A 13,257-nucleotide genomic window follows, 5' to 3' on the forward strand; every position below is an offset into this window, starting at 1 on the left:
TGGGCCGGGAGGGGGGGGGGGCGGGGGACGCGGGGGGAGCGCGGCCGGGCCAGGGGGGGGGGGGGGGGGGTGGGGGGGGGGGGGGGGGGGGGCGGGCGGGGGCGGGGGGGGGCGGGGGGGGGCGCGCGGCGGGGGGGGCGGGGGGGGGTGCCGAGGACGGCCCGGGTGCGGGCGGGGAACGGCCCGGGAACCGCCTGAACGGTCCGGGGATGATCGATGCGCTCCGCCCTAGAGTGGGAGAAAGGCCAGGCGTCTTTGGGGGTACGGACGTGGCGGACGACGGACCGGTCGAGCACGGCTACCCGCATCTGGAGACGGTGCGCGCCGCGATCACGGCGCTGTACCGCCGGCTGTCGTACACCGGCGTGCGCACGTTCGCGACCAGCGTGGCCCCCGTGGACGTGGCGTTCTGCGACACCGACGACCTGCATCTGGGCGCCCAGCGGGTGGCGCGGGAGCTGGTGCGGCACTACGGGCTGCCGGACGCCCGCCTGATCGTCAGCTTCCGGGAGATGACGCACGCGGCGAACGTGGAGCTGACGGCGGGCCCGGAGTACTTCGTGGAGCTGAACGACCGTTTCCGCACCCATCGGCGGGACATCGGCGCCGCTCTCGCGCACGAGGTGATGCACGTCTGCCTGCACCGCCTGGACCTGTCGTTCCCGGGCATGCGGGACAACGAGATCCTCACGGACACGGCGGCGACCTACCTGGGCGCGGGCTGGCTGCTGCTGGACGCGTTCCGGCAGGACGGGGTCTCCTCGCAGAAGCTCGGCTATCTCACCCCGGAGGAGTTCGGCTACGTCCTGGCCAAGCGGGCGCTGGTGTTCGACGAGGACCCGTCGACGTGGTTCACCAGCCCGCAGGGCTACGAGGCCTACGTCGAGGGGCTGGCGCTGGCCCGGCGGGACGGCCGGCAGCCGCCGCTCACGGCCGCCGGCTGGGTGGGCCGCCGCCGCTACGCCCGGGACCGCCGCCATGTGCAGGACCACGGCCGGCTGCCCGCCGGGCAGCCGCAGGCGCCGTACTCCTTCACTCCGGCCGGGCAGGAGCCGCTGCGGGTGTCGTTCCCCTGCCCGACCTGCCACCAGCGCATCAGGGTGCCGGTGCGGGGCCGGGTACGGGCGCGGTGCGGGCTGTGCCGGACGGTGCTGGAGTGCGACACGTAGGCAGGGCGCCCCGCGGGCCGTACGGCGTCCCGCCGCGGACGTGCTACGGCGCCTGCCCGGGTGTCCGGTCGGGGACGGGTGGGCAGGCGCCGTGGGTGTTCCGTACGCCGTTGTACGGGACGTTTCGGGTGCGCCGGTCAGACCGCCAGGGCTCGGTCCGTCGGGCGGATCGGGGCCGGCAGGTCGCTGGCGCCCGTCAGGTAGCGGTCCACGCCGCGGGCGGCGGAGCGGCCCTCGGCGATCGCCCACACGATGAGCGACTGGCCGCGGCCGGCGTCGCCGGCGACGAAGACGCCCGGGACGTTGGTCTGGAAGTCGGCGTCGCGAGCGATGTTACCGCGCGCGTCCAGTTCCAGGCCCAGCTGCTCGACCAGGCCGTTGTCGCGGTCGGTGCCGGTGAAGCCCATGGCGAGGGTGACCAGCTGGGCGGGGATCTTGCGTTCCGTGCCCGGCTTCGGGGTCAGCTTGCCGTCGACGAACTCGACCTCGGTCAGGTGCAGCCACTGCACGTTGCCGTCCTCGTCGCCCTCGAAGTGGGTGGTGGAGGCGGAGTAGATCCGCTCGCCGCCCTCCTCGTGCGCGGAGGTGACCTTGTAGAGGATCGGGAAGGTCGGCCGGGGCTGGCTGACCGGGTTCCGCTCCTCGTTCGGGCGGGGCATGATCTCCAGCTGGGTGACGGAGGCCGCGCCCTGGCGGTGGGCGGTGCCCACGCAGTCCGCGCCGGTGTCGCCGCCGCCGATGACGACGACGTGCTTGCCCTCGGCGGAGATCGGGGAGGTGACGTAGTCGCCCTCCTGCACCTTGTTGGCCAGCGGCAGGTACTCCATGGCCTGGTAGATGCCCTTGAGTTCGCGGCCGGGCACCGGCAGGTCGCGGGCGGTGGTGGCGCCCACGGCCAGGACGACGGCGTCGTAGCGCTTGCGCAGGTCGCTCGCGCTGATGTCGCGGCCGATCTCGACGCCGGTGCGGAAGCGGGTGCCCTCCGCGCGCATCTGCTCGATGCGGCGGTTGATGTGCCGCTTCTCCATCTTGAACTCGGGGATGCCGTAGCGGAGCAGGCCGCCGATGCGGTCGGCACGCTCGTAGACGGCGACCGTGTGGCCGGCGCGGGTGAGCTGCTGGGCGGCGGCCAGGCCCGAGGGGCCCGAGCCGATGACCGCGACGGTCTTGCCCGACAGGCGCTCGGGGATCTGCGGGGCGACGCCGCCGGCCTCCCACGCCTTGTCGATGATGGAGACCTCGACGTTCTTGATGGTCACCGGCTGCTGGTTGATGCCCAGCACGCACGCCGACTCGCACGGCGCGGGGCACAGCCGGCCGGTGAACTCGGGGAAGTTGTTCGTGGCGTGCAGGCGCTCGGAGGCCGCGGTCCAGTCCTCGCGGTAGGCGTAGTCGTTCCACTCGGGGATCAGGTTCCCGAGCGGGCAGCCGTTGTGGCAGAACGGGATGCCGCAGTCCATGCACCGGCTGGCCTGCTGGGAGATGATCGGCAGCAGGGAGCCGGGGACGTAGACCTCGTTCCAGTCCTTGACGCGCTCTTCGACCGGGCGGGTCCTGGCGACCTCACGGCCGTGGTTCAAAAAGCCCTTCGGGTCAGCCATTGATCGCCGCCTCCATCATCTTCTCGGTGATCTCGGTCTCGGACAGACCGGCTCGCTCGGCGGCGTCCTTGGCGGCGAGCACTGCCTTGTAGGTGCTGGGGATGATCTTGCTGAAGCGTTCGACGGCGGTGTCCCACTCGGCCAGCAGCTTCTCGGCGACGGTGGAGCCCGTCTCCTGCTGGTGGCGGCGCACCACCTCGTGCAGCCACTGCTTGTCGGCCTCGTCCAGCGCCTCGACGCAGCCGGCGTTGCCGGCGTTGACGTTGTCGGGGTCGAGGTCGATGACGTAGGCGATGCCGCCGGACATGCCGGCCGCGAAGTTGCGGCCGGTCTCGCCGAGGACGACCGCCCGGCCGCCGGTCATGTACTCGCAGCCGTGGTCGCCCACGCCCTCGGAGACGACCGTGGCGCCGGAGTTGCGGACGCAGAAGCGTTCGCCGACCTTGCCGCGCAGGAACATCTCGCCGCCGGTGGCGCCGTAGCCGAGGGTGTTGCCGGCGATGACGCTGTACTCGGCGAGGTGGTCGGCCGCGCGGTCCGGGCGGACGATGATCCGGCCGCCGGAGAGGCCCTTGCCGACGTAGTCGTTGGCGTCGCCCTCCAGGCGCAGCGTGATGCCGCGCGGGACGAACGCGCCGAAGGACTGGCCGGCGGAGCCGATGAAAGTGATGTCGATGGTGTCGTCGGGCAGGCCCGCGCCGCCGAACTTCTTCGTCACCTCGTGGCCGAGCATGGTGCCGACCGTGCGGTTGATGTTGCGGATGGGCACCTGGGCGCGCACCGGCTGGGCCTCGGCGGTGCCGGGGGCGGACAGGGCATCCGCGGCGAGCTTGATCAGCTCGTTGTCCAGGGCCTTCTCCAGGCCGTGGTCCTGGGCGACGACCTGGTGGCGCACGGCGCCGGCGGGCAACTCGGGCACGTGGAACAGCGGCTGGAGGTCCAGGCCCTGGGCCTTCCAGTGGTTCACCGCGCGCTCGACGTCCAGCACCTCGGCGTGACCGACGGCCTCCTCGATGGAGCGGAAGCCCAGTTCGGCCAGCAGCTCGCGGACCTCTTCGGCGATGAACCGGAAGAAGTTCACGATGTACTCGGCCTTGCCCGCGAAGCGCTCGCGCAGCACCGGGTTCTGGGTGGCGATGCCGACCGGGCAGGTGTCCAGGTGGCACACGCGCATCATCACGCAGCCGGAGACGACGAGGGGGGCGGTCGCGAAACCGAACTCCTCGGCGCCCAGCAGCGCGGCGACGACCACGTCGCGGCCGGTCTTGAGCTGGCCGTCGGTCTGCACGACGATCCGGTCGCGCAGGCCGTTGAGCAGCAGGGTCTGCTGGGTCTCGGCCAGGCCCAGCTCCCAGGGGCCGCCCGCGTGCTTGAGCGAGGTCAGCGGGGAGGCGCCGGTGCCGCCGTCGTGGCCGGAGATCAGCACGACGTCCGCGTGGGCCTTGGACACACCCGCGGCGACCGTGCCGACGCCGACCTCGGAGACCAGCTTGACGTGGATCCGCGCCTGGGGGTTGGCGTTCTTCAGGTCGTGGATCAGCTGGGCCAGGTCCTCGATGGAGTAGATGTCGTGGTGCGGCGGCGGGGAGATGAGCCCCACGCCCGGCGTGGAGTGCCGGGTCTTGGCCACCCACGGGTACACCTTGTGGCCGGGCAGCTGGCCGCCCTCGCCGGGCTTGGCGCCCTGGGCCATCTTGATCTGGATGTCGTCGGCGTTGACCAGGTACTCGGAGGTGACGCCGAAGCGGCCGGAGGCGACCTGCTTGATCGCGCTGCGCCGCGCCGGGTCGTACAGGCGCTCGGGGTCCTCGCCGCCCTCACCGGTGTTGGACTTGCCGCCCAGCTGGTTCATGGCGATGGCGAGGGTCTCGTGCGCCTCCTTGGAGATGGAGCCGTAGGACATCGCACCGGTGGAGAACCGCTTGACGATCTCGGAGGCCGGCTCGACCTCCTCGATCGGGATCGGCTTCCGGTCGGACTTGAAGCCGAACAGGCCGCGCAGCGTCATCAGGCGCTCGGACTGCTCGTTCACGCGCTCGGTGTACTTCTTGAAGATGTCGTAGCGGCCGGTGCGCGTGGAGTGCTGGAGGCGGAAGACCGTCTCCGGGTCGAACAGGTGCGGCTCGCCCTCGCGGCGCCACTGGTACTCGCCGCCGATCTCCAGGGCGCGGTGCGCCGGGGCGATGCCGGAGGCCGGGTAGGCCTTGGCGTGGCGTGCGGCGACCTCCTGGGCGATGACGTCGATGCCGACGCCGCCGATCTTGGTGGTGGTGCCGTTGAAGTACTTGTCGACGAACTCCTCGTCCAGGCCGACGGCTTCGAAGACCTGGGCGCCGCGGTAGGAGGCGACGGTGGAGATGCCCATCTTCGACATGACCTTCAGCACGCCCTTGCCGAGCGCGTAGATCAGGTTCTTGATGGCCTGCTCCGGCTCGATGCCGTCGAGGAAGGTGCCCGCGCGCAGCAGGTCCTCCACCGACTCCATCGCCAGGTAGGGGTTGACGGCGGCGGCGCCGTAGCCGATGAGCAGGGCGACGTGGTGGACCTCGCGGACGTCGCCGGCCTCCACGAGCAGGCCCACGTGGGTGCGCTGCTTGGTGCGGATGAGGTGGTGGTGGACGGCCGCGGTCAGCAGCAGCGACGGGATCGGCGCGTGCTCGGCGTCGGAGTGCCGGTCGGACAGGACGATCAGGCGGGCGCCGTTGTCGATGGCCGCGTCGGCCTCGGCGCAGATCTCCTCGATCCGGGCGGCCAGCGCCTCGCCGCCGCCGGAGACCCGGTACAGGCCGGAGAGGGTCGCGGCCTTGAAGCCGGGCAGGTCGCCGTCGGCGTTGATGTGGATGAGCTTGGCCAGCTCGTCGTTGTCGATCACCGGGAAGGGCAGCACGACGCTGCGACAGGACGCGGCGGTCGGCTCCAGCAGGTTGCCCTGCGGGCCCAGCGAGGAGCGCAGGGAGGTGACCAGTTCCTCGCGGATGGCGTCCAGCGGCGGATTGGTGACCTGCGCGAACAGCTGGGTGAAGTAGTCGAACAGCAGCCGCGGGCGCTCGGAGAGCGCGGCGATGGGGCTGTCGGTGCCCATGGAACCGATCGGCTCGGCGCCGGTGCGGGCCATCGGCGCGAGGATGACGCGCAGCTCCTCCTCGGTGTAGCCGAAGGTCTGCTGGCGGCGGGTGACCGAGGCGTGGGTGTGGACGATGTGCTCGCGCTCGGGCAGGTCGCCCAGCTCGATCTCGCCGGCCTGCAGCCACTCGGCGTAGGGCTGCTCGGCGGCCAGGGACGCCTTGATCTCGTCGTCCTCGATGATGCGGTGCTCGGCGGTGTCGACGAGGAACATGCGGCCGGGCTGCAGGCGGCCCTTGCGCACGACCTTGGCGGGGTCGATGTCGAGGACGCCGACCTCGGAGCCGAGGACGACCAGGCCGTCGTCGGTGACCCAGTAGCGGCCGGGGCGCAGGCCGTTGCGGTCGAGCACGGCGCCGACCTGGGTGCCGTCGGTGAAGCAGACGCAGGCCGGGCCGTCCCAGGGCTCCATCATCGTGGAGTGGTACTCGTAGAAGGCGCGGCGGGCCGGGTCCATGGAGGCGTGGTTCTCCCACGCCTCGGGGATCATCATCAGCACCGAGTGCGGCAGGGAGCGCCCGCCGAGGTGGAGCAGCTCCAGGACCTCGTCGAAGGAGGCGGAGTCGGAGGCGCCGGGCGTGCACACCGGGAAGATCCGCTCCAGCTTCTCCTTGCCGCCGAACAGGTCGGAGTCCAGCTGGGACTCGCGGGCGCGCATCCAGTTGCGGTTGCCCTGGACGGTGTTGATCTCGCCGTTGTGCGCGACGAAGCGGTAGGGGTGGGCCAGCGGCCAGCTGGGGAAGGTGTTCGTGGAGAACCGGGAGTGCACGAGCGCGATCGCGGAGGCGAAGCGGCGGTCGGACAGGTCCGGGAAGAACGGCTCGAGCTGGCCGGTGGTGAGCATGCCCTTGTAGACGAGGGTGCGCGCGGACAGCGACGGGAAGTAGACGCCCACCTCGCGTTCGGCGCGCTTGCGCAGCACGAACGCCTTGCGGTCCAGGGCGATGCCCTCGCTCGCGCCGTCGGCGACGAACAGCTGGCGGAAGACCGGCATGGTGGAGCGGGCGGTCGCGCCCAGCAGCTCGGGGGCGACGGGCACTTCGCGCCAGCCGAGGACGGTGAGGTCCTCCTCGGCCGCGATCGTCTCGATCTTCGAGATGGCGTCGGCGGTGCCGTCCTCGGGCAGGAAGGCGATGCCGACCGCGTAGGCACCGGCGGCGGGCAGCTCGAATCCGGCCACCTCGCGCAGGAACGCGTCGGGTACCTGGGAGAGCAGGCCGGCGCCGTCACCGGAGTCCGGCTCGGAGCCGGTGGCGCCGCGGTGCTCCAGGTTGCGCAGCACGGTCAGCGCCTGTTCGACGAGCGTGTGGCTGGCCTCGCCGGTGAGGGTGGCCACGAAACCGACGCCGCAGGCGTCGTGCTCGTTGCGGGGGTCGTACATACCCTGCGCAGCAGGGCGAGCATCCATGAACGACCAGTTTCGGCCGTTCTCGGAATGCTGGGACGGCTGGCGCGGCGTACGCATCGGCTCTCCCGTCGTCGTCAGGTGGCATGTGCTGGTGCCGAGGGACGACGTTGGCCCTCTGCGCAAGTGGCGAAATTTCGTGCAGGTTACATGATGGAGCGGTTCTCGGGAAGCGGATAATCCGTTCCAACATGCGGACACCACGGGGTCGACGGCGGGGTTTCCGCGCGCCCGGCGGTGGAGGTCTCGGTGGGGGCCGACGCGGACGGAATCGATGGATCCACGCCCGCCGGCCCGGAGGGGGGCGGGGAGGGCGGCGTCGTCGCCATCCCCACAAGGGTCGCACGGCAGGCCTCATTGCCCACAGCGCTTACGGCTCATGCCCGGTGGTCACGCGGTCGAAACCAGCGGGTAACGGCTACTTATACGACCCGACGCATAAGTTCCAGCCACGTCATCCTACGGCCGTTCCGAACAGGCTGCCCAGGGCGTACGTCACACCGGCCGCGGCACCACCCAGGACAAGCTGCCGCAAACCGCTGTACCACCAGCTGCGCGCGGTCACCTTGGCCACCACCGCACCGCAGGCGAACAGCCCGAACAGGGCCAGCAGCACGGCGGGCCACAGTGCGCTCGCGCCCAGCAAGTACGGCAGGACGGGCAGCAGCGCGCCGAGCGCGAAGGAGCCGAAGGAGGACACGGCGGCGACGAGCGGGGAGGGCAGGTCGCCCGGGTCCACACCCAGCTCCTCGCGGGCGTGGATCTCCAGCGCCTGCTCCGGATCCTGCGACAGCTGCCGGGCCACCTGGCGGGCGAGGTCGGGCTCGACACCCCGGGCGACGTAGAGGGCGGCCAGCTCGTCCTCCTCGTCCTGCGGGTGCTTGCGCAGCTCGCGCCGCTCGACGTCCAGCTCGGCCTCGACCAGCTCACGCTGGGAGGCCACGGAGGTGTACTCGCCGGCCGCCATCGAGAAGGCGCCGGCGGCCAGCCCGGCGAGCCCGGTGAGCACGATGGTGTGCTGACCGACCGATCCACCCGCGACACCGGTCATCAGGGCGAGGTTGGAGACCAGGCCGTCCATCGCGCCGAAGACCGCCGGGCGCAGCCAGCCGCCGTTGACGTCGCGGTGCGTGTGGTTGTCGCGGTGTGCCTGATGGAGCGGCGCTTCGGTGTCGAGGATGGCCACGGGGTCCCCCAGAGAGCTTAGGCTTGGCTTACTTTTGGACGCATTCTACTTTTCGACAACGCCGAATCTACGCCGGAAATTTCCCCGTCGCCAGCAAGGAAAGGCTGCACTTACCTGCGCTTTCGCGGCGCGCCGCTCATCAGAGCGATGCTTCACACACATGTCGTACGGGTGATGCTGGGGCCGCGCAGGCTGCGGGACACCCCGGCTCGGGGGACAGTTCCGCAAAGGGTTCCGCGCCGGCTTCACCGGTGCCCCGGAGAGGAGACCCCGCGATGGCCCCGACCGCCGGCGTCCCTCCGGTCCCCTCGCGCGACCGGGCGCGCGGCGCACTGCTCGGCCTCGCCGTCGGCGACGCACTCGGGGCTCCCGCGGAGAACCTGCGGCCCTCGCAGATCCGCGCCCGCTGGGGGCGCATCACCGGCTACGTCACCGACCACCCGGCCGGCACCGACGACACCGAGTACGCGCTGTTCTCCGCGCTGCTGCTGGTCCGGCACGGATCCGCGCTGACCCCCGCCCACGTGGAGGCGGCCTGGCACGAGCCCCTCGCCGACCGCGCCGAGGGCTCCTTGAGGGGGGCCGGCTTCAGCGAGCGCGGCCCCCTGGAGAGCCTGCGCCGGGGCCTGGCCGTCCCCGCCTGCGCCCAGCACCGGCACGCCTGGAGCGACGGGCTGGCCATGCGGGCGGCGCCGCACGGGGTGTTCGCCGCCGGACGCCCCGCCGAGGCCGCCCGGCTGGCGGCGATCGACGGCTCGGTCAGCCACGAGGGCGAGGGCATCCACGGCGGGCGGGCGGTGGCCGCCGGCGTCGCGGCGGCCATGGCGGGCGCGCCGCCCGTCGCGGTCGTGGCGGCCGCGCTCGCCGCCGTCCCGGAGGACTCCTGGCCGGCCCGCTCGCTGCGCCGGGCCACGGCCGCGGCGCGCCACGGCGAGCGGGCCGTGCGCTCCGCCGTGGTCGTCGCCGGCTACCCCTGGCCCGACCTGGCACCCGAGGCGGTCGCCCTCGCCTTCGGCGCCTACGCCTGCGCCGACGGCGACGTCCGCCGGGCGGTGCTGACCGCGGTCAACATGGGCCGCGACGCCGACACCACCGCCGCCGTCGCCGGCGCCCTGGCCGGCGCGACCCAGGGCGCCGGCGCCGTCCCGCAGGAGTGGGCGGCGGCCATCGGCCCGGCCCGCGGCGCCTGCCTGCCGTCGATGGCGGGGCGGCACGTCCTGCACGCCGCGGACATGCTCGTGGCCCGCGCCCGGTCCGCGCACCCGGCCGCCGCCGCAGCGGCCCCGGCGACGGCGCCGGCGCTGCCGGTGGCGTCCGCGCCGCTCGCCGTGCCGCCGCTGCCCGGCGCGGACGCCCGGCCCGTCCCCGAGCCGTCCCCGGCCCGCGTACCGGCCCCCGACGACGGGGAGGCCGCAACGTGAGCGGCCGGCGGCGGGTGGAGGGGCTGCTGATCGGGCTGGCCGCCGGGGACGCCGCCGGGTGGCCCGCGGCACGGCACCGGGCCGCGCGGATGCCGGAGTGGACCCGGCGGCTCACCCGCGAGCTGGACACCTTCGCCGAACAGCAGGCGACGACCACGCTGCCCGTGCCCGTCGCGCTCAACCAGCCGCCCGAACCGCTGCTCCTCGGCCCCTCCGACGACGCCGAGTGGGCGGTGTTCGCGGCACAGGCGGCGCCGCGCGCCGGGCAGGACGGCCCGCTCGGCGATCTCGGCCGGGAGCGCCGGCTGCGGGCCGCGCTCGACCTGACCTGGAGCGCCGTGGCCGCCGAGGTCGCCGCGGCGGGCGAGCGCGCCGTCGAGGTGGAGTCCGCGGTGCCCCCGCTGCGCGCCCGTATCTCCGTGCGGGCCGGACCGGGCAACCCCGCCGCCGGGCCGCGCCCGCCCGCCAGCGGCCACGACAACCCGCACTACTTCGACGACGCCGCCTGCGTCCGGGCCTGCGCGCTGGCCGTGGCCCATCCGGGCGAGCCGCGCGCCGCCGCCGACCTCGCCGAGTTCGACGCCCGCTACACCCAGGACGGCGACGGCGTGCACGGCGCCCGCGCGATGGCGGCGGCGCTCGCGCTGGCGCTGGCGGGCGCCGGGGTGGAGCACTGCGTCACCGCCGCCGTGGCCGAACTGCCCGAGGAGACGGAGATCGGCCGCAACGCCCGGCGCGCCCTGCGCCTGGCCTCGGCCGGTGACGGCGCGTTCGCACTGGTGCCGCCGCTGGAGCACGAGATCGTCGACCACGTCTACAGCTACGGCGTCGCCGCCGCGGAAGCGGTGCCGGTCGCCCTCGCGCTGCCCCGGGCGGCGGACGGCCGGATCGCCGAGGCGCTGCCCGCCGCGGCCTGCCTGTCCCGCCTGGCCGACTCCGCCCCCGCCCTGGCCGGCGCGCTGACCGGGGCGCTGGGCGGCGGCGCGTCGATCCCCGCGTCCTGGCGCGCGGCCTGCCGCACCCTCGCCGGCTGCGCCCTGCCCCGCCTGACCGGCACGGACCTGGTGGAACTCGCCGGGCTCCTGGAAGCCGCACAACCGGACCTGCCGGAGGGGATGATGCGGGCATGACGCCCACTGGAGAAGAAATCCGGGCATCCGGTCCTTCCGCCGCGACCTGGGACGAGCGGATCACCGGTGCGCTCGTCGGCGCGGCCGTCGGCGACGCCCTCGGCGGCCCCGTCGAGGGCTACTCCCCCGACCAGATCCTGCGCCGCCACGGCGGCCGGGTGCACGGCGTCGTCGGCCCCTGGCACGGCGACGACTGGGCGACCGCCCGCCCGCTGGCCCCGTACCACAAGGGCGACGGACACGTCACCGACGACACCCTCATGACGCATGCGCTGGTCCGGGTCTACGACCGCGTCCGCGACCACCTCGACGCCTACGCCGTCGCCGATCACCTGGTCCCCGACCTGATGACGCAGCCGCGCTGGATCCCGGAGCTGGAGCGCGAGGCACTGCCCCTGCACCGGCTGTTCCTGGCGGAGAAGTGGCTGGTGGCCCGGCTGCACTACGGGCACGTGGACCCGCGCGAGGCCGGCACCGGCAACATCGTCAACTGCGGGGCGGCGATGTACATGGCGCCGGTCGGCCTGGTCAACGCGGCCGACCCGGCCGGGGCGTACGCCGAGGCCCTGGACGTCGCGGGCGCCCACCAGTCGTCCTACGGCAGGGAGGCGGCGGGCGTCCTCGCGGCCGCCGTGGCGGCGGCCTGCACACCGGGCGCGAGCGCGGACTCGGTCGTGGCGGCCTGCCTGTCCCTGGCCAAGGACGGCACCCGGGCGGCGATCGAGAAGGTGTGCGAGGAGGCCGCGCGCCACCCGGACGTCGAGTCCGCGCTGGCGCCCCTGCGGGCGGCCGTCGCCCCGTACGACACCGTGGGCTCGGACTACCGCGCCCCCTCGCTGGGCGCCCGCCGTCCCTCCCGGCTGCACGCGATCGAGGAACTGCCGATCGCGCTGGGCCTGCTCGTGGTCGCCCGCGGGGAGTACCGGCAGGCCGTCCTCGGCGCGGTCAACTACGGCCGCGACTGCGACTCCATCGCCACCATGGCCGGGGCGCTGGCCGGAGCGCTGGGCTCGCCCGTCCCCGACGACTGGGCGAAGACGGTGGCCGAGGCCAGCCGCCTGGACCTGTGGGAACCGGCGCGCACGCTGGCCGCGGTGGCGCGCGAGGTCTTCGAACGAGACGTACGGCGGCGGCGCGCGCACGAGCGGGCCGTGGCCGCGATGGGAGGTCCGCGATGCTCCGACTGACCTGGGTCCAGCCGGAGGACCTGCTCGGCCACGAACTGCGCCAGGCGGTGCAGGACGGCCGCGAGCCGTCGGCGGTCGCCGCGCGGTGGCGCGCCGCGGGCGGCCCGGAGGCGCCCGCCCGGGCGGGTGCCTCCCCGCAGCCGGTCTCCCGCTACCTGCGGCTGCTCGCGGAGGACCTGCTGGACGAACTCGCCGAGCTGCCCAGCACCCTGGCCGAGGCCGAGCCGACCGACCTGGCCGCGATCAAGGCCCTGTGCCCCGACTGGCCGGCGCCCGCCCGGGCCGCCCGGGACCGTGCGGGTGACGGGGCGGCCGGGCGGGCCCGTACAGACCCCGCTGGTGCCGCCCCGGACCGCCGTACGGCCCCTGCCGATGCCGCCCCGGAGTGCCGTACGGCCGACGGGAACGCCGTCCCGGACCGTGCGGGCGGCGTCGACGTGGTCCGGCTGGAGGCCGCCTGGCTGGGGCGGGCCGCCGGGTGCCTGCTGGGCAAGCCCGTGGAGAAGCTGCCCCTTGAGGGGATCCGCCTGCTCGCCCAGGCCACCGGAAACTGGCCGCTGACCACGTGGTTCACCGCCCGCGGCGTGCCCGAGGACCTGGCCGCGCGCCACCCCTGGAACCGTCGTTCCGCGGCCACGCCGCTCGCCGAGAACATCGACGGCATGCCGGAGGACGACGACCTGAACCACCCCCTGCTCACCCTGCTGCTCCTGCAGCGCCCCGGCCGCGCCTTCCCCCCCGCCGCCCTCGCCCGGCTGTGGCTGGAGGAACTGCCCGCCGGCCGCCCCTTCCCCGCCGAACGCGTCGCCTACCGCACCCTCCTCCTCGGCATCGACCCGCCGCACACCGCCCGCCACCGCAACCCCTTCCGCGAGTGGACCGGCGCCCTGATCCGCGCCGACATGCACGGCTGGACCAACCCCGGCGCCCCCGGTGCCGCCGCCGAGCAGGCCCACCGGGACGCCGTCCTCACCCACACCGCCAACGGCGTCTACGCCGCGATGTTCGCCGCCGCCCTCGTCGCCGCCGCCGCGA

General features: G+C 74.0%; 8 protein-coding genes. 5 read left to right on the forward strand and 3 right to left on the reverse strand.

Annotated features, from left to right (window positions below):
* Positions 1-269: 269 nt before the first annotated feature.
* Positions 270-1,169, forward strand: coding sequence for a hypothetical protein (locus GV126_RS09515; RefSeq protein WP_159664419.1), 900 nt, complete (start codon positions 270-272; stop codon positions 1,167-1,169).
* A 137-nt stretch (positions 1,170-1,306) separates the two neighbouring features.
* Here the strand turns inward: GV126_RS09515 and GV126_RS09520 are convergent, their stop codons facing one another.
* From GV126_RS09520 to GV126_RS09530, 3 genes are all read right to left on the reverse strand, one after another.
* A complete protein-coding gene (locus GV126_RS09520) occupies positions 1,307-2,770 on the reverse strand; it encodes a glutamate synthase subunit beta (RefSeq protein WP_159664421.1) in 1,464 nt (487 codons plus the stop codon).
* Complete coding sequence (gene gltB / locus GV126_RS09525) at positions 2,763-7,274, reverse strand: glutamate synthase large subunit (RefSeq protein WP_159673478.1); 4,512 nt, start codon at positions 7,272-7,274, stop codon at positions 2,763-2,765. The genes GV126_RS09520 and gltB overlap by 8 nt, the downstream gene beginning before the upstream one ends.
* A gap of 478 nt (positions 7,275-7,752) precedes the next feature.
* A complete protein-coding gene (locus GV126_RS09530) occupies positions 7,753-8,484 on the reverse strand; it encodes a VIT1/CCC1 transporter family protein (RefSeq protein WP_159664423.1) in 732 nt (243 codons plus the stop codon).
* A 275-nt stretch (positions 8,485-8,759) separates the two neighbouring features.
* Between GV126_RS09530 and GV126_RS09535 the strand changes: the two genes are divergently transcribed.
* The 4 genes from GV126_RS09535 to GV126_RS09550 all read left to right on the forward strand — a co-directional run.
* A complete protein-coding gene (locus tag GV126_RS09535) occupies positions 8,760-9,905 on the forward strand; it encodes an ADP-ribosylglycohydrolase family protein (RefSeq protein WP_159664425.1) in 1,146 nt (381 codons plus the stop codon).
* Positions 9,902-11,035, forward strand: a complete 1,134-nt coding sequence (locus GV126_RS09540; protein WP_159664427.1) for an ADP-ribosylglycohydrolase family protein — start codon at positions 9,902-9,904, stop codon at positions 11,033-11,035. Before GV126_RS09535 ends, GV126_RS09540 begins: the two co-directional genes overlap by 4 nt.
* On the forward strand, positions 11,032-12,222 hold the full coding sequence (locus GV126_RS09545) for an ADP-ribosylglycohydrolase family protein (protein ID WP_159664429.1): 1,191 nt from the start codon (positions 11,032-11,034) through the stop codon (positions 12,220-12,222). Before GV126_RS09540 ends, GV126_RS09545 begins: the two co-directional genes overlap by 4 nt.
* The coding region (locus GV126_RS09550; RefSeq protein WP_159664431.1) for an ADP-ribosylglycohydrolase family protein at positions 12,210-13,257 on the forward strand (1,048 nt) is incomplete at its 3' end. The genes GV126_RS09545 and GV126_RS09550, both read left to right, overlap by 13 nt.

The organism is Streptomyces mexicanus (assembly GCF_902506575.1).
Lineage (GTDB): Bacteria > Actinomycetota > Actinomycetes > Streptomycetales > Streptomycetaceae > Streptomyces > Streptomyces mexicanus.